Raw genomic sequence first — 17,322 nt, forward strand, 5'->3', positions numbered from 1 at the left:
ATGCGTTACGTTGATGAATACCGCGCGCCGGAGCAGGTGCTGCAGCTTATCGGCCACCTGAAAACGCGCGCAGCGCGGCTGGACTACACGAAAGAAAGGCCGCTGCGGATCATGGAGGTGTGCGGCGGGCACACGCACGCCATCTTCAAATTTGGCCTCGACCAGCTGTTGCCGGAAAACATTGAGTTTATCCACGGCCCCGGCTGTCCGGTCTGCGTGCTGCCGATGGGGCGCATCGACAGCTGTATTGAAATTGCCAGCCAGCCCGACGTCATTTTCTGCACCTTTGGCGACGCGATGCGCGTGCCGGGGAAAAATGGTTCGCTGCTGCAGGCGAAAGCGCGCGGCGCAGACATCCGGATCGTCTATTCGCCGATGGATGCCCTGACGCTGGCAGCGGATAACCCCGCGCGCAAGGTGGTGTTTTTTGGCCTGGGGTTTGAAACCACCATGCCCGCCACCGCCATCACGCTGCAGCAGGCGAAAGCGCGCGGCGTCGATAACTTTTTCTTCTTCTGCCAACACATTACGCTCATCCCCACCCTGCGCAGCCTGCTGGAAGAGCCAGGCAACGGCATTGACGCCTTTCTGGCACCGGGCCACGTCAGCATGGTGATTGGCACAGACGCCTACGGTTTTATCGCTGAACAGTACAATCGTCCGTTAGTGGTCGCTGGTTTCGAACCACTTGATCTACTGCAAGGTGTCACCATGCTGGTTGAGCAGAAAATAGCGTCCCTGAGTACCGTGGAAAATCAGTACCGCCGCGTGGTGCCGGATGCGGGAAATGAACGAGCGCAGCAGGCGATAGCAGACGTGTTTAGTGTTGAGGGCGACAGCGAATGGCGCGGCCTGGGGCTGATTGCTGAATCCGGCGTGCGCCTGACGCCAGCCTATCGCGCGTTCGACGCCGAAGCGCATTTCCGCCCGCAGCCGCAGCAGGTTTGCGACGATCCCCGTGCCCGCTGCGGCGAGGTGCTCACCGGCAAATGCAAACCGCATCAGTGTCCGTTATTTGGCAATACCTGTAACCCGCAAACCGCCTTTGGCGCGCTGATGGTCTCCTCCGAAGGGGCGTGTGCCGCGTGGTATCAGTATCGCAACCAGGAGAGTGAAGCATGAATACGGTTGAAATGGCGCACGGCAGCGGCGGACAGGCGATGCAGCAGCTGATTAACCGGCTGTTTATGGAGGCCTTTAACAACCCCTGGCTCGCCGAACAGGAAGACCAGGCGCGCATTGACCTCGCCACCCTCACCGCCCAGGGCGACAGGCTGGCCTTCTCCACCGACAGCTACGTGATAGACCCGCTGTTCTTCCCGGGCGGCGATATCGGCAAGCTTGCCGTCTGCGGCACGGCAAACGACGTGGCCGTCAGCGGCGCCGTTCCGCGCTACCTCTCCTGCGGGTTTATCCTCGAAGAGGGCTTACCGATGGAGACGCTCGCGGCCGTGGTCAACAGCATGGCGCAGACCGCGCGCGAGGCGGGGATAGCTATCGTCACCGGCGACACCAAAGTGGTGCAGCGCGGCGCGGCCGACAAGCTGTTTATCAACACCGCCGGAATGGGCGCGATCCCCCCCGATATTCACTGGGGCGCGCAGCGCCTCAGCGTGGGCGACGTGCTGATCGTGACCGGCACGCTGGGCTGCCACGGGGCGACCATCCTGAACCTGCGCGAAGGCCTGGGGCTGGACGGCGAACTGCGCAGCGACTGCGCGGTACTCACCCCGCTGATTCAGACGCTGCGCGGTATTCCCGGCGTGAAGGCCCTGCGTGACGCCACGCGAGGCGGTGTCAACGCCGTGGTTCACGAGTTTGCGGCAAGCTGCGGGTACGGGATTGAACTCACCGAGCGCAGCCTGCCCGTTAAGCCCGCCGTTCGCGGGCTTTGCGAACTGCTGGGTCTGGACCCGCTCAACTTTGCAAACGAAGGCAAGCTGGTGATTGGCGTTGAACGGGCCGCGGCACAAGCTGTTCTTGAACAGCTGCAGGCTCATCCGTCAGGAAAAGAGGCGGCGATGATTGGTGAAGTGGTTGAGCGCAAAGGGGTGCGCCTGACCGGACTTTATGGCGTGAAGCGCACGCTGGATCTGCCGCACGCTGAACCCTTACCCCGTATTTGCTAGGCCGCGCCACAAGCGGCCAGCATGGATTTTTTTGCTCGTTTCTACTGGAAAGCACTATGCCGTATACACCGATGAGCGATCTTGGACAGCAGGGTCTGTTTGACATTACGCGCACACTTTTACAGCAACCCGATCTCGGCGCGCTGAGCGATGCCCTGACGCGGCTGGTCAGGCAATCAGCGCTGGCGGACAGCGCCGCGATTGTGCTCTGGCATAGCGGAACGCAGCGCGCGAGCTACTTCTCAACGCGTGATAATGGCAAAACGTTTGAATACGAAGACGAAACGTATCTCGCGCATGGCCCGGTGCGCCGCATTCTCTCCAGACCTGAAGTGCTGCACTGCAACTTTGCGGAATTTCAACAGGCGTGGCCGCGGCTCGCGGAGAGCAACCTCTATCAGCCGTTCGGGCATTACTGCATGCTGCCGCTGGCTGCAGAGGGCCAGATTTTTGGCGGATGCGAGTTTATCCGCACGACCGACCAGCCCTGGAGCGAGGCGGAATACGAGCGCCTGCACACCTTTACCCAGATAGTGGCCGTCGTCGCGGAGCAGATCCAAAGCCGAGTGACGAATAACGTGGATTACGACCTGCTCAGCCGCGAACGCGACAACTTCCGCATTCTGGTCGCCATCACCAATGCCGTACTCTCCCGCCTGGACATGGATGAGCTGGTCAGCGAAGTCTCGAAAGAGATCCACCACTATTTCAAAATCGATGCCATCAGCATTGCGCTTCGCGGGCATCGCAAGGGCAAGCTGAACATCTACTCCACGCATTATCTTGATGAAGCCAACCCGGCGCACGAGCAGAGCGAAGTGGATGAAGCGGGCACTCTTTCTGAACGGGTCTTCAAAAGCAAAGAGATCCTCCTGATCAACCTCAACGAGCAGGATCCGGTCGCGCCGTACGAGCGGATGCTGTTCAACACCTGGGGCAACAAAATCCAGACCCTGTGCCTGCTGCCCCTGATGTCCGGCAACACCATGCTGGGCGTGCTGAAGCTGGCACAGTGCGAGGAAGGCGTGTTCACCACCGCCAACCTGAAGCTGCTGCGTCAGATCGCCGAGCGTATCTCCATCGCGCTCGATAACGCGCTTGCCTATCAGGAGATCCACCGTCTGAAAGAGCGGCTGGTGGATGAAAACCTGGCCCTGACCGAACAGCTCAACAACGTGGACAGCGAGTTTGGTGAAATCATCGGGCGCAGCGACGCCATGTACAGCGTGCTCAAGCAGGTTGAGATGGTGGCGCAAAGCGACAGCACGGTGCTGATCCTGGGCGAAACCGGTACGGGTAAAGAGCTGATTGCCCGCGCCATCCATAACCTGAGCAACCGCAACAGCCGTCGGATGGTGAAGATGAACTGCGCGGCGATGCCCGCAGGGCTGCTGGAAAGCGATCTGTTCGGCCACGAACGGGGTGCCTTCACCGGGGCCAGCAGCCAGCGGCTGGGCCGTTTTGAGCTGGCAGACAAAAGCTCGCTGTTCCTTGACGAAGTGGGCGATATGCCGCTGGAGCTACAGCCGAAACTGCTGCGCGTCCTGCAGGAGCAGGAGTTTGAGCGCCTGGGCAGCAACAAGCTTATCCAGACCGACGTGCGGCTGATTGCCGCCACCAACCGCGACCTGAAAAAAATGGTCGCCGACCGCGAGTTTCGCAGCGATCTCTACTATCGCCTGAACGTCTTCCCGATCTTCCTGCCGCCGCTGCGCGAGCGCCCGGAAGATATCCCCCTGCTGGTTAAAGCCTTTACCGCGAAGATCGCGCGCCGGATGGGGCGAAACATCGACAGCATTCCTGCCGAGACGTTGCGTACCCTTTCATCGATGGAATGGCCCGGCAACGTGCGCGAGTTGGAAAACGTCATTGAACGCGCGGTGCTGCTGACGCGCGGCAATGTGCTGCAGCTCTCCCTTCCTGAAGTTACGCTGCCTGACGTGAGCGTGCCCGCCGCCGAGACGGCGAAAGAGGGAGAAGATGAATATCAGCTCATTATGCGCGTACTCAAAGAGACCAACGGCGTGGTCGCCGGGCCGAAAGGTGCCGCCCAGCGCCTGGGGTTAAAACGCACCACCCTGCTGTCGCGCATGAAGCGTCTCGGTATTGATAAAGAGAGCCTCATTTAAGGCCTTATTCCGGCGGTGTTTTTCTGACACCGCCTTTTGTTACCCTGCGCGATTGTCCCTCATTGACACAAAATCGTTTCCTCTGTATAAAATTCCGCCTTAATAATGAGTTTCATTTGCATCAAAAATAATTTTAATGAAGGGTAGCGTTTCATGAAGAAGGTCATCTGCGCGTTAGGCCTGGCGGTTGCGTCGGTCAGTTCTGCTCTGGCAACCACATATCCTCTGACGATTGAAAACTGTGGCTATAAAGAGACATTCACCAAAGCGCCGGAACGCGTCGTGGCCCTGGGCCAGAACACCGTCGAAATATTGCTCCTGCTGGGGCTGGAAGATAAGGTGAAGGCCAGCGCCTTCTGGCCGACGAAAGTGTTGCCGCAGCTCGCTGAACAGAACGCAAAAATCAAAACCCTGACGGTCGAAATCCCTACCCTTGAATCCGTGCTTGCGCAAAATCCCGACTTTGTCCCCGCCCAGACGCCACTGCTGCTGGGGCCGGAAAGCAAGGTCGCAAAACGCGACGATCTGATGACTCTGGGCGTGAACAGCTACGTGTCGCCGGGCATGTGCGCGACCAAAAAAGCCACCGGCGATATGTACGGCAGCCGCCAGAAGCTGTGGGATATGACGTATCTCTATCAGGAGATTGAGGACTTCGCCAAAATATTTAACGTTGAAGACCGCGGTCAGGCCGTGATTGCCGATTTCAAAAAACGAGAGGCCGACCTGCGTAAGGAATTCGGCAAGAGCAAAAAAGACCTCTCGTTTGTCTTCTGGTTCTCCAGCTCCTCCCCCTCTGCGGACGCCTACGTCGGCGGTAAAAATAGCCCCTCCGGGTTTATTGCGAGCCTGATGGGCGGCCATAACGCCATCACCTCCGAGACCGAATGGCCAACCGTGGGTTGGGAGAGCATTATTGCCGCCAATCCGGATGTCATTGTGGTGTCCAGCCTCGATCGCAACCGCTGGGCGCTGGATAACGCGGAAGAGAAAATCAAATTCCTGAAAAGCGATCCGGCCGTCAGCCAGCTGGACGCGGTGAAAAAAGGTCATATCGTGGTGATGGACGGTCAGGCCATGAACCCGACGATTCGCACGATTTACGGGGCTGAGCAGGTCGGCGAACAGCTCAGAAAGCTGGGGCTGAACTGATGACCACCGCCGTTCTTCAGGCCCGGCAGAGCCTGGTTCTGACGACCTCGTGTTTGCTCGCCTTCGTCCTGCTATTTCTGGTTATCGCGCTGAGCGTCAGCGTCGGCGAACTGTCCATCCCGCTGGATAACGTGTTTTACGCTATCAGCAATAAAATGGGGCTCACCGATATTCCGCTCACTCGTATCTATGAGAGCGTGATCTGGGACTTTCGCCTGAGCCGCGCGCTGGTTGCGGCCTGCTGCGGCGCGGGGCTGGCCATCTGTGGTGCCGTATTGCAGAGCCTGCTGAAGAACGCGCTGGCGGAACCCTACGTGCTCGGCGTGTCCGCGGGCGCGTCGACCGGGGCGGTTTCTGTTGTCGTATTGGGGATCGGCACCGGTGCGGTGTCGCTCTCTGCCGGGGCCTTTGCCGGGGCGTTCGCCGCGTTTGCGTTTGTCGCATTTCTGACGAACGGCGCGCGCGGCGGGAATGAACGTACTATTCTGGCAGGCGTTGCCGCCTCGCAGCTTTTCAACGCCATTACCGCCTATACCATCAGCACCTCCGCCAGCGCCCAGCAGGCGCGCGACGTGATGTTCTGGCTGCTGGGCAGCTTCAGCGGCGTACGCTGGCCCGAGTTCCAGCTGGCACTTGTCGTGGTGCTGATTGGATTAGCCATTTGCCTCTACTACTCCCGTGCGCTGGATGCCTTTACGTTCGGTGACGACGCCGCGGCGTCGCTTGGCATTGCTGTTCCCTGGGTGCGCCTGGCGCTCTTTACCACTACCGCACTTATCACCGCGACCATCGTCAGCATGGCGGGGTCAATCGGCTTTGTCGGGCTGGTGGTGCCGCACGTCATGCGCTTCCTGTTCGGGCCGCTGCACCGCACGCTGCTGATTGCCAGCGCGCTGGCAGGCGCGATCCTGATGGTGCTGGCAGACATTGCCTCACGCATGCTGATTGCGCCGCAAAGCCTGCCCGTCGGCGTGGTCACCGCGCTGGTTGGCGTCCCCTTCTTTGCCGTGATTATCTACCGTTCAAGGAATAAGTGATGAGCATCTGCGCGGAAAATATTACCTGGAAGGTCGGCAAAAAAGTCATCGTTAATGACGTCTCGCTGAAGGTGTCACGGGGCGAAACGGTAGGGCTGCTTGGCCCTAACGGCTGCGGTAAATCGTCTCTTTTACGTATCCTCGCGGGTCTGCGTCGCCCGGATGCTGGCCGCGTTACCCTGGACGGTCAGGACATCTGCAGCATCGCCAAAAAGCAGCTGGCGCGACGGGTGGCCTTTGTCGAGCAGCACGGTATGACGGACGCCAATATGCGCGTGCGCGACGTGGTGAAACTTGGGCGTATTCCGCACCACTCCGCCTTTTCCAACTGGAGCACGCACGATGACGAGACCGTCACCGCCGCTCTGCAGCGCGTGGATATGCTGGATAAAAGCGACCAGGGCTGGCTGAGCCTCTCCGGCGGCGAGCGCCAGCGCGTCCACATTGCCCGCGCGCTGGCCCAGACCCCGACGGAAATCCTGCTGGATGAACCGACCAACCACCTGGACATTCATCATCAGATGCAGCTGATGCAGTTGATCAGCGAATTACCGGTCACCAGCATTGTCGCTATACACGATCTCAACCACGCCTCGATGTTCTGCGACTCGCTGATAGTCATGCAGAAAGGGCAAATTGTGGCGACGGGGACACCGCAGGATATCTTATCCGAGTCGTTGCTCTGGGACGTCTTCCGGGTCAAAACCAAAATCGAGATCTCACCGTTCCATGGCAAAAAGCACATTCATTTTATCGTTTAGGGGCGAGTGACCAACGATGCCCCTTCGCCCTGCCACCATGCTCTGGCCGCCCGTTTTACTGGGTAGCCAGTTTGTTTTTAACATTGGCTTTTACGCCGTTGTTCCCTTCCTGGCGATATTCCTGCGCGACGACATGCTGCTCTCCGGCGGGCTGATCGGGCTGATCCTCGGCCTGCGCACGTTCTCGCAACAGGGGATGTTTATCGTCGGTGGTGCCCTCTCGGACCGGTTTGGCGCGAAAGTGATTATCCTGAGCGGCTGTATTGTTCGTGTTTCAGGTTATCTGCTGCTGGCCCTCGGGGAATCGCTGTGGCCGATTATTCTGGGCGCGTGTCTGACAGGCATTGGCGGCGCGCTGTTTTCTCCGTCTATTGAGGCATTGCTGGCGAAAGCGGGCACGCACAGCGAGGCGAAAGGTAAACGAAGCCGGGCGGAGTGGTTCGCGCTCTTTGCGGTTTGCGGGGAACTCGGTGCCGTACTGGGCCCGGTCGCCGGCGCCCTGCTAACCGGCCTGGGCTTTCGTCAGGTGGCGCTGGCGGGCGCGGGGGTCTTTCTCGTTGCGCTGGTGGTTCTCTACTTTTGCCTGCCCGCGTCACGCCACGCCGCGCGGACGCTGAAGCTCGTTCCCTGGTGGACGACGTTCCGCCAGCCCCGCTTTGTCGCATTTATTATTGCCTACAGTTCGTGGCTTTTAAGCTATAACCAGCTCTATCTGGCGCTGCCGGTAGAGATCCAGCGCTCTGGCGGTAACGAGAAAGATCTCGGCCCGCTTTTTATGCTGGCCTCCGTTCTGATCATCACCTTACAGCTGCCGCTGGCGCGTTTCGCCCGGCGCGTGGGCGCGGTGAGGATCTTGCCGGTGGGCTTTTTGCTGCTCTCCGCCGCCTTTGCAAGCGTGGCAATATTTGCGTCGACGGCACCGCCAGAGGGCTGGCTGCGCCTGCTGCCGTCAGTCTGTTTCGTGACGCTGCTGACGCTGGGGCAGATGCTGCTGGTACCCTCGGCAAAGGATCTGATCCCGAGGTTTGCCGAGGAGTCCACGCTGGGGGCGCACTATGGCGCACTCGCCACCGCTGGCGGCATCGCGGTACTGGCAGGAAACTTGTTGTTTGGTAGCCTGCTGGATCGCGCGCTGGTACCCTCAACGCAGGCGATGTATCCCTGGCTGCTGCTGGCTCTTTTCCCACTCTGCAGCGCGCTGGCCCTGAACGTTATTTGCCGCCCGCTCAGAAGCTGAACCGGTCACTTTTTCGGACGATACTTTTCCGGCAGCTCCGGCACGGGACGACGGTCATCAATCAGATGGCGGACGGTCAGAATGGGGTGACGCCATAACATACGCGGGCCTGCCCAGCGCATAATCAGCTTCATCTCTTCGCGTTTTGCAGGCTGGTAGCAGTGGACCGGACATTGCTTACAGGCAGGCTTTTCCTCACCAAAAACGCACTTATCCAGGCGCTTATCGGCATAGGCATTCAGCGCCTGATAGTGCCCGTCTTCCACAGAGGCCTGAGGACACTGCTTCTGATACAGCGCGATCATTTTCGCGATGGTCTCTTTTTCGCGAGAAATTCGTTTACCGGACATAGCGACTTACCAAACAATAAAGTGCAAAAATAATACACCTTTCAATGCGGGATTTCAGTTGTTGCATGCGGTTTTCTGAAGCCTGATTCCAGTTTTATCCCTGCACCGCCCGGCAATCACTGGTATTTTATACAGGCATTAGTGATGACTTTTATCCGTGTTGTCGGGAGACCCTATGCAAGAACTCGCTATCAACAAACCCTATCGCCATTTAACAGTGGGATATTTCAGAAAGCGCCATGAAGACCGCAATACCAAGATACCGAAGCGCTACAGCGTGCATGCGGCGCTGAGCTTAAAAGGAGACTGGCTTGAACAGGCTGGGTTTACCACCCACTCCAGGGTTCGAGTGGGCGTCGAGCATGGAAAAATAGTCATTGAGTTAATGTCGGAAGATGCCTCGTAAAGCGACGACATTTTTCTGCGCCGTACCTTTTTTTCATGCGACAATAGAAGGAACAAACGGCCTCTGAGCCGCTCAAAACGGTTTATATTCAAAGAAATGGACATCATAACTCCATGAGCACACTCGACAATTTCGACGCACATACGCCGATGATGCAGCAGTATCTGAAGCTGAAGGCACAGCATCCGGAAATCCTGCTGTTTTACCGTATGGGCGATTTTTACGAGCTGTTTTATGACGATGCCAAACGCGCATCGCAACTGCTCGACATCTCGCTGACCAAACGTGGCGCATCGGCAGGTGAACCCATCCCGATGGCAGGTATTCCGCACCACGCGGTAGAAAACTACCTGGCGAAACTGGTGAATCAGGGTGAGTCTGTCGCCATCTGCGAACAGATCGGCGACCCCGCGACCTCAAAAGGTCCGGTGGAACGCAAGGTCGTGCGCATCGTCACGCCTGGCACCATCAGTGATGAAGCCCTGCTTCAGGAACGCCAGGACAACCTGCTGGCCGCGCTGTGGCAGGACGGCAAAGGGTTTGGCTACGCGACGCTGGACATCAGCTCCGGGCGTTTTCGTCTGAGTGAACCGGCCGATCGTGAAACGATGGCTGCCGAACTGCAGCGCACCAACCCGGCAGAATTGCTCTACGCCGAAGATTTCGCCGAAATGGCGCTGATTGAAGGTCGTCGCGGGTTGCGCCGCCGTCCGCTGTGGGAATTCGAAATTGATACCGCGCGCCAGCAGCTGAATCTGCAGTTTGGCACCCGCGATCTGATTGGCTTTGGCGTTGAAAACGCTCCGCGCGGGCTGTGTGCGGCAGGCTGCCTCCTGCAGTACGTTAAAGATACCCAGCGCACCGCCCTGCCGCATATCCGCTCTATCACCATGGAGCGCCAGCAGGACAGCATCATCATGGATGCCGCCACTCGCCGTAACCTGGAGATCACGCAGAACCTCGCGGGCGGCGTAGAAAATACGCTGGCGTCGGTCCTCGACAATACGGTCACGCCAATGGGCAGCCGTATGCTGAAACGCTGGCTGCATATGCCGATTCGCGATACCGCAACGCTGGTTTGCCGTCAGCAGACGATTGCCGCCCTGCAGGATCGCTATACCGAGCTGCAGCCTGTCCTGCGCCAGGTGGGGGATCTGGAACGTATCCTGGCCCGTCTGGCGCTGCGCACGGCGCGACCGCGCGATCTTGCTCGGATGCGTCATGCTTTCCAGCAGCTGCCGGAACTTCGTGCGCAGCTGAGCGACGTTGACAGCGCGCCGGTACAGAAACTCCGCGAAACCATGGGCGAATTTTCCGAACTCCGCGAGCTGCTTGAACGCGCCATCATTGATGCGCCTCCGGTTCTCGTGCGTGATGGCGGCGTGATTGCTCCGGGCTACAACGAGGAGCTGGACGAATGGCGCGCGCTGGCCGACGGTGCGACGGACTACCTCGATAAGCTGGAGATCCGCGAGCGCGAGCGTCTTGGGCTCGACACCCTGAAAGTGGGGTATAACGCGGTTCACGGTTACTACATTCAAATCAGCCGCGGGCAGAGCCACCTGGCACCGATTCACTACGTGCGCCGCCAGACGTTGAAAAACGCTGAACGCTACATCATTCCCGAGCTGAAAGAGTACGAGGACAAAGTCCTCACCTCGAAAGGGAAAGCCCTGGCGCTGGAAAAACAGCTGTATGAAGAGCTGTTTGATATGCTGATGCCGCACCTGGCCGACCTGCAGCTGAGCGCCAGCGCGCTGGCGGAACTGGACGTGCTGGTGAACCTCGCAGAGCGTGCGGAAACGCTGAACTACACCTGCCCGACCTTTACCGACAAGCCCGGCATTCGCATCACTGAAGGCCGTCACCCGGTGGTCGAGCAGGTGCTGAACGAACCGTTCATCGCCAACCCGCTGAGCCTGTCGCCGCAGAGAAGAATGCTGATCATTACCGGTCCGAACATGGGCGGTAAGAGTACCTATATGCGTCAGACGGCGCTGATTGCCCTGCTTGCCTATATCGGCAGCTACGTTCCGGCGCAAAACGTGGAGATCGGCCCCATCGACCGCATATTTACCCGTGTCGGAGCTGCGGACGATCTGGCGAGCGGTCGCTCAACCTTCATGGTCGAAATGACTGAAACGGCAAACATTCTGCATAACGCGACGGAGCACAGCCTGGTGCTGATGGACGAAGTCGGACGCGGAACGTCAACCTACGATGGTCTGTCGCTGGCATGGGCCTGTGCGGAAAGCCTCGCGAATAAAATCAAGGCCATGACGCTCTTCGCCACCCACTACTTCGAACTGACGCAGCTGCCGGAGAAAATGGAAGGCGTGGCTAACGTCCACCTTGATGCGCTGGAGCACGGCGACACCATCGCCTTTATGCACACGGTGCAGGATGGCGCGGCAAGCAAAAGCTATGGTCTGGCCGTTGCGGCGCTGGCTGGCGTACCGAAAGAGGTGATCAAGCGCGCGCGTCAGAAACTGCGTGAGCTGGAAAGCCTGTCACCGAATGCGGCGGCGACGCAGATTGATGGTACGCAGATGTCGCTGCTGGTGCCAGCGGAAGAGACATCGCCTGCTGTGGAAGCGCTGGAAAACCTCGATCCGGATTCACTGACGCCGCGTCAGGCGCTGGAGTGGATTTATCGCCTGAAGAGTCTGGTTTAGTTTTCTGCGGTCTTTGCCCGGTGGCGCAGCGCCACCGGGCTGTCTTTACAGCAGCGGCGGGATCGTTGGCACCTGCGGCGCCTCGTCAATATCCTTCTGCGTCATGCGGAACGCTTCAGGGTAATGCTCGCGGCTGGTACGACGCAACGGTTCGGTATCTCGCCAGGTATACAGACAATGCTGGCACTGGTAAACGGTCCAGACCCCTTTCACCGGCGACGTCGCCATCACTTCAATATGCTCATCGGCACAACGTGGACAAATCATCTTTTCCTCCTTATTGACGTGAAGCCAGCATCGCGGTCAGTTTTTCAGCCCAGGCTTTGGTTTCAGGCAGATCCTGTACCGGCTGGCTATAGTGGCCACGGGTGTCCGGTGCGACAGGCGTGGTCGCATCGATAATCAGTTTGTCGGTAATGCCCGCCGGACTGGATCCAGGATCGAGTTCCAGCACCGACATGTTCGGCAACTGCACCAGATCGCCTGCCGGGTTGACCTTCGATGACAGCGCCCACATCACCTGCGGGAGGTTGAACGGGTCGACATCCTCATCCACCATGATCACCATCTTCACGTAGCCCAGGCCGTGCGGCGTGGTCATGGCGCGCAAGCCGACCGCGCGGGCAAAACCGCCGTAGCGTTTTTTGGTGGAGATAATCGCCAGCAGACCGTGGGTATACATCGCATTCACCGCCTGCACTTCCGGGAATTCCGCTTTCAGCTGCTGGTAGAGCGGCACGCAGGTGGCTGGCCCCATCAGATAATCAATCTCGGTCCACGGCATACCGAGATAAAGGGATTCGAAAATCGGTTTGGTGCGGTAAGAAACTTTGTCGATACGCACAACCGTCATGTTACGACCACCGGAGTAGTGCCCAGTAAACTCGCCGAACGGCCCTTCAATTTCGCGCTTACGGCCTTCAATCACCCCTTCCAGGATCACTTCAGAACCCCACGGCACGTCGAAGCCGGTCAGCGGCGCGGTGGCAATCGGATATGGGCTTTCACGCAGCGCGCCGGCCATTTCATACTCTGACTGATCGTATTTCAGCGGCGTCGCGCCCATCAGCGTAATGATCGGATCGTTGCCGAGGGTAATGGCAATCGGCAGGTCTTCGCCACGCTCTTCGGCTTTGTGCAGATGCAGAGCAATATCGTGCATCGGTACCGGCTGCAGGCCGAGCTTGCGCTTGCCCTTCACTTCCATGCGGTAGATGCCAACGTTCTGCTTGCCGAAGTTATCCGGGTCAAGTGGATCGCGCGAGACGACGCACGCTTTATCGAGATAAAAACCCCCGTCTCCGTCGTTCAGACGGAACAGCGGCAGAATATCGAACAGGTTAATGTCTTCGCCGTCCACCGTATTCTGCGCCCAGGCCGGATTGGCGCGGCGTTCTGGCGCAATAGGAAATTTATCCCAGCGACGGATAAACTCGTCGATCTGCTTTTTCACCGGGGTGTTCGCCGGCAGCCCCATCGAAATGGCATGGTTCTGCCAGGAGCCGATGGTGTTCATCACCACGCGGGCATCGGTAAACCCGCGAATATTGTCGAACCACAGCGCGGGGGCGCCGTCACCGATGCGGCCGGTCGCGTTGGCTGCCGCCGCCAGATCGGGCTCGGCGTTAACCTCTTCCTCAATTTTCAGCAGTTGCCCTTGCTCATCGAGCGCCTGCAGGAAGCTTCTCAAATCATCAAATGCCATCTTTATTCTCCTGTGAAAAATGTTTCGCCTCCCGCAACCCGTTCCAGCGGCGCGCCTTTTTATGCTCCAGGCCAAACTGGTCAAGCACGCGGGTCACAATATGCTGGGTGATGTCATCGGCGGTTTGCGGATGGTTGTAATACGCAGGCATAGGCGGCACCATCGCCACGCCCATGCGGGAGAGCGCAAGCATATTCTCCAGATGAATGGTGCTGAGCGGCGTTTCACGGGGCACCAGCACCAGCTTACGCCCCTCTTTCAGCACCACATCCGCCGCACGGCCCACCAGCCCTTCGGCATAGCCCGCGCGGATCCCGGCCAGCGTTTTCATGCTGCAGGGAATGACGATCATGCCGTCGGTACAAAACGAACCGGAGGAGATGGTGGCGGCCTGGTCAGCCGGGCTATGGACAACGTCAGCCAGCGCAGCAACGTCCTGGGCGGCGTAAGGCGTTTCCAGCTCAATGGTGGTTTTTGCCCACTTCGACATCACCAGATGCGTCTCTACTTCCGGCATTTCCCGCAGCGCCTGCAGCAGCGCCACGCCCAGCGGAGCACCCGTTGCCCCCGTCATTCCCACGATCAATCTCATTCATCACCTCAATCATTTTGTTCGTGTACGAACATTATCAATAAACTACCCCCGAATACTTTTTCTGACAATATCGTTCGCATACGATCACACTAAATGCTAAAAAATGCCGCATTATCATCCCGGGCTTTAGCCGCTATCATAGGGGGTGATTTTTTCTGTCGGAGTGTTCATGGAACTAAGACAAGAGGCGTTCCACCTGTTACGTCAGCTTTTTCAACAGCATACCGCGAAGTGGCAACATGCCCTGCCGGAGCTGACCAAGCCGCAGTATGCGGTGATGCGCTCTATTGCCGAGCATCCGGGCATCGAACAGGTGGCATTGACTGAAGTCGCGGTCAGCACCAAAGCGACCCTGGCGGAAATGCTCAGCCGCATGGAGGCGCGCGGGCTGGTCAAACGCGAGCACGACCCTGCGGATAAGCGCCGTCGCTTTGTCTTCCTCACGCCAGAAGGTGAGGCCCTGCTTGCAGACTGTAAGCCGGTAGGCAATGAGGTTGATGAGGCCTTTTTAGGCCGTCTTAACAAGGCCGAGCGGGAGCAGTTCTCGGCTCTCATCAAAAAGATGATGCACGATTAATTCACGCTGGTGCGCATAAAATCGATAAAGGTGCGCACTTTCGCTGGCACATGCCGGGCATCAGGATAGACCGCATAGATCCCTTGCCGCGCAAAGGTATACTCCGGTAAAACCGTCACCAGCGTTCCCGCACCAAGCGCATCGCGCACCAGCCATTCCGGCAGTAACGCCACCCCACCGCCTGCGAGCGCAAAAGCCATAAGGGCCTGAGCGCTGTCGGCAAACAGGCGCGGCGCCTTTTTTATCTCGAGCGTTTCAGGCGCGCCGCTGGCATTTTTCACCTGCCAGCGCAGCGGTGAGGCCAGGCGCTCGTGGATAATCCAGTCGGCCTGCGCCAGCTGCGCAAGAGATTCGATCGGGTTTCTCACAAGCCACTCGGGCGTTGCGACGGGGAGAATAGAAAAGTGAGAAATCAGTGCGGCGTGGTTGCGCGAATCGACAAGCGTGCCCAGCCGGATGGCCACGTCAAAACGCTCCGAGATAAGGTCAGCATGCAGTGACGACGAAACGTGTCGGACGCGAAGATCGGGGTGCTGCTGGCTAAACCTGGCCAGCAGCGGCACCACGACCCGGGAGCCATATTCAGGCGTGGTCGTGATCCGCAGTTCACCGGTAAGTCCCGCATGATTCGCGCGGACATCATCCTGCAGCCGTTCGGCTTCCTTCAGAAGCGCCACGCTGCGCTGATGAAAAAGCGCGCCCGCCTCGGTTAGCGTCAAGCGGCGGGTGGAGCGCAGCAGCAGCGTAACGCCCAGCTCATCTTCAAGCTGGCGGATATTGAAGCTAACCACCGCTTTTGTCAGCCCCATCGCCTCTGCGGCCGCCGTAAAACTGCCGGTGTCGGCCACTGCGATAAACATCTGCGTCCGCTGTAGGTTAACCATTATTACGCCTTATACTGTCAAAATATTTTTGACAGTATATCGCGCTTTGTCAGGTTTATCCGTGATTCCCGAGCCGATACGATACGCCACCTCACCGGAGGATCCACCATGACGTATCGCAGCAAAGTTGCCGTTGTCTATCTGCTGGGCTTTTTTCTTGATTTGATCAACATGTTTATTGCCAGCGTCGCCTTTCCGGCAATGGCTCACGCCTTTACTGCCACGCCATCAGCGCTTGCCTGGGTCAGTAACGGGTATATTGCCGGTCTGACGCTGGCGATCCCGTTCAGCAGCGTGCTCGCGTGCCGCATCGGGTCAAAGCGCGTCATCCTGCTCTCGCTTTTTCTGTTCAGCGCAGCCTCAGCTGCAGCGGGCATGTCTGCAACGCTGGAAACTCTGATTGCCTGGCGAGTGCTTCAGGGCGTGGGAGGAGGCTTACTGATCCCCGTCGGACAGGCGCTGACCTGGCAACAGTTCAGGCCTCACGAGCGGGCCCGACTCTCCTCGGTAGTGATGCTGGTTGCGTTGCTTGCCCCGGCCTGCTCCCCGGCTATCGGCGGCGTGCTGGTTCAGACGCTGGGCTGGCGATGGATCTTTTTCGCCACGCTCCCGGTGGCTATCGTGACCTTTGTTCTGGCCTGTCTGTGGCTTAAACACGAAAAACCCACGATGAACGCGGCCAGATTGCTAAACCTGCCCTTGCTCGCGGACCCGCTTTTGCGTTTTTCCATGCTTGTCTATTTATGCGTCCCCGGCATATTTATTGGGGTGAACGTCACGGCCATGTTTTATCTTCAGCACGAGGCGAACATGAGCCCAGCCGCAACGGGAATGCTCATGCTGCCGTGGTCTGTGGCATCGTTTCTCGCCATCACGGCGACGGGACGTTATTTTAACCGTATCGGCCCCCGACCGCTGATAGTCATCGGCTGCCTTTTGCAGGCGGCGGGTATTCTGCTTTTGATTGACGTCAGCTCGTCAACGCTGTTGCCTGCCGTCGCGTTTGCCCTGATGGGCGCGGGGGGAAGCCTGTGCAGCAGTACAGCTCAGAGCAGCGCGTTTCTGACAACGCGCCGGGACGAGATGCCGGATGCCAGCGCGCTGTGGAATCTCAATCGTCAGCTGAGTTTTTTTGCCGGTGCCCTGCTGCTTGCGCAGGTGCTGAACCTGGCGCAGGCGTGGCTGACACCACTCGCCGCCTGGCACGGGATGTTTATTTTTGCTGCAGGCATGACCTTGCTGCCTGTACCGTACGTTTTTCGTCTTAACAATACGCAGGTGCTAAATCAGCTGCGACAGGAGAATTCATGACGCCTTTCGAACACGACATTATCGACCTCCACATTGCGCTTGAAGACTGGTTAGGCAAAGGTGAAGGCGATCCCGACGCCCTGCTCGCCCGCTTCAGCCCAGATTTTCTGATGATCCCACCGGGCGGTGTTCAGATCGACTATATCGGCCTGGCCAGTTTTCTGGAAAAACAGCGTGGAAGCCGTCCCGGACTGAAGATCGTCATTGACGAATTATCCACGATCCAGCGTTGGGATCGTGGCGCGGTGCTCCACTACCGGGAGACGCAAACCCGGACGGACCTGCCCGTCAACGTGCGCTGGTCAACTGCGGTGCTTAATCAGGAAGGCGATCGGATAGTGTGGCGTCTGCTGCACGAAACGGCTAAGCCGTAG

General features: G+C 58.6%; 17 protein-coding genes. 12 read left to right on the top strand and 5 right to left on the bottom strand.

Going from position 1 to position 17,322, the window contains the following annotated elements:
• The 7 genes from hypD (at position 1) to PUP35_RS17345 (ending at position 8,445) form a co-directional block, all read left to right on the top strand.
• Positions 1–1,122: a hydrogenase formation protein HypD gene (hypD, locus tag PUP35_RS17315; RefSeq protein ID WP_274240671.1), complete on the top strand. Its 1,122-nt coding sequence runs from the start codon at positions 1–3 to the stop codon at positions 1,120–1,122.
• Positions 1,119–2,129, top strand: coding sequence for a hydrogenase expression/formation protein HypE (hypE, locus tag PUP35_RS17320; protein ID WP_111965473.1), 1,011 nt, complete (start codon positions 1,119–1,121; stop codon positions 2,127–2,129). Before hypD ends, hypE begins: the two co-directional genes overlap by 4 nt.
• 56 nt (positions 2,130–2,185) lie before the next feature.
• Complete coding sequence (gene flhA, locus PUP35_RS17325; RefSeq protein ID WP_115876158.1) at positions 2,186–4,258, top strand: formate hydrogenlyase transcriptional activator FlhA; 2,073 nt, start codon at positions 2,186–2,188, stop codon at positions 4,256–4,258.
• A gap of 153 nt (positions 4,259–4,411) precedes the next feature.
• A complete protein-coding gene (locus tag PUP35_RS17330; protein ID WP_115876159.1) occupies positions 4,412–5,410 on the top strand; it encodes an ABC transporter substrate-binding protein in 999 nt (332 codons plus the stop codon).
• Positions 5,410–6,447, top strand: coding sequence for a FecCD family ABC transporter permease (locus PUP35_RS17335; RefSeq protein WP_111965470.1), 1,038 nt, complete (start codon positions 5,410–5,412; stop codon positions 6,445–6,447). Before PUP35_RS17330 ends, PUP35_RS17335 begins: the two co-directional genes overlap by 1 nt.
• Positions 6,447–7,208 (top strand): ABC transporter ATP-binding protein, encoded by a 762-nt coding sequence (locus PUP35_RS17340; protein WP_111965469.1) that lies wholly within the window; start codon positions 6,447–6,449, stop codon positions 7,206–7,208. The genes PUP35_RS17335 and PUP35_RS17340 overlap by 1 nt, the downstream gene beginning before the upstream one ends.
• A 16-nt stretch (positions 7,209–7,224) precedes the next feature.
• Entirely contained in the window at positions 7,225–8,445 is a 1,221-nt protein-coding gene (locus tag PUP35_RS17345; protein WP_127732136.1) for an MDR family MFS transporter, read from the top strand.
• A gap of 5 nt (positions 8,446–8,450) precedes the next feature.
• On the opposite strand, the gene PUP35_RS17350 is transcribed toward PUP35_RS17345, so the two are convergent.
• Entirely contained in the window at positions 8,451–8,795 is a 345-nt protein-coding gene (locus PUP35_RS17350; RefSeq protein WP_111965467.1) for a nitrous oxide-stimulated promoter family protein, read from the bottom strand.
• A 175-nt stretch (positions 8,796–8,970) separates the two neighbouring features.
• Between PUP35_RS17350 and PUP35_RS17355 the strand changes: the two genes are divergently transcribed.
• Positions 8,971–9,201: a SymE family type I addiction module toxin gene (locus PUP35_RS17355; RefSeq protein WP_045908493.1), complete on the top strand. Its 231-nt coding sequence runs from the start codon at positions 8,971–8,973 to the stop codon at positions 9,199–9,201.
• Positions 9,202–9,314: 113 nt separating this feature from the next.
• Positions 9,315–11,876, top strand: coding sequence for a DNA mismatch repair protein MutS (mutS, locus tag PUP35_RS17360; protein WP_127732138.1), 2,562 nt, complete (start codon positions 9,315–9,317; stop codon positions 11,874–11,876).
• Between the two features lie 45 nt (positions 11,877–11,921).
• Here mutS and PUP35_RS17365 read toward each other — a convergent pair whose 3' ends face one another.
• The 3 genes from PUP35_RS17365 to PUP35_RS17375 are packed head-to-tail and all read right to left on the bottom strand — an operon-like array spanning position 11,922 to position 14,173.
• Entirely contained in the window at positions 11,922–12,143 is a 222-nt protein-coding gene (locus PUP35_RS17365; protein ID WP_003862116.1) for a non-oxidative hydroxyarylic acid decarboxylases subunit D, read from the bottom strand.
• Positions 12,144–12,153: 10 nt separating this feature from the next.
• Positions 12,154–13,581, bottom strand: a complete 1,428-nt coding sequence (locus tag PUP35_RS17370) for a non-oxidative hydroxyarylic acid decarboxylases subunit C (RefSeq protein ID WP_115876163.1) — start codon at positions 13,579–13,581, stop codon at positions 12,154–12,156.
• On the bottom strand, positions 13,571–14,173 hold the full coding sequence (locus PUP35_RS17375; protein WP_127732142.1) for a non-oxidative hydroxyarylic acid decarboxylases subunit B: 603 nt from the start codon (positions 14,171–14,173) through the stop codon (positions 13,571–13,573). The genes PUP35_RS17370 and PUP35_RS17375 overlap by 11 nt, the downstream gene beginning before the upstream one ends.
• A 172-nt stretch (positions 14,174–14,345) precedes the next feature.
• Here PUP35_RS17375 and PUP35_RS17380 point away from each other — a divergent pair, with 172 nt between their 5' ends.
• Complete coding sequence (locus PUP35_RS17380; RefSeq protein WP_008499596.1) at positions 14,346–14,753, top strand: MarR family winged helix-turn-helix transcriptional regulator; 408 nt, start codon at positions 14,346–14,348, stop codon at positions 14,751–14,753.
• Here PUP35_RS17380 and PUP35_RS17385 read toward each other — a convergent pair.
• Positions 14,750–15,637 (bottom strand): LysR family transcriptional regulator, encoded by an 888-nt coding sequence (locus tag PUP35_RS17385; protein WP_127732144.1) that lies wholly within the window; start codon positions 15,635–15,637, stop codon positions 14,750–14,752. The two genes, PUP35_RS17380 and PUP35_RS17385, sit on opposite strands and share 4 nt — an antisense overlap.
• A 108-nt stretch (positions 15,638–15,745) precedes the next feature.
• Between PUP35_RS17385 and PUP35_RS17390 the strand changes: the two genes are divergently transcribed.
• Both PUP35_RS17390 and PUP35_RS17395 read left to right on the top strand, forming a co-directional pair.
• The gene (locus PUP35_RS17390) at positions 15,746–16,948 is read left to right on the top strand and encodes an MFS transporter (protein WP_274240672.1); all 1,203 of its coding nucleotides are present in this window, start codon (positions 15,746–15,748) and stop codon (positions 16,946–16,948) included.
• Positions 16,945–17,322 (top strand): DUF4440 domain-containing protein, encoded by a 378-nt coding sequence (locus PUP35_RS17395; protein ID WP_115876167.1) that lies wholly within the window; start codon positions 16,945–16,947, stop codon positions 17,320–17,322. Before PUP35_RS17390 ends, PUP35_RS17395 begins: the two co-directional genes overlap by 4 nt.

The organism is Enterobacter sp. S-33, from assembly GCF_028735835.1.
Taxonomy (GTDB): Bacteria; Pseudomonadota; Gammaproteobacteria; order Enterobacterales; family Enterobacteriaceae; genus Enterobacter; species Enterobacter vonholyi.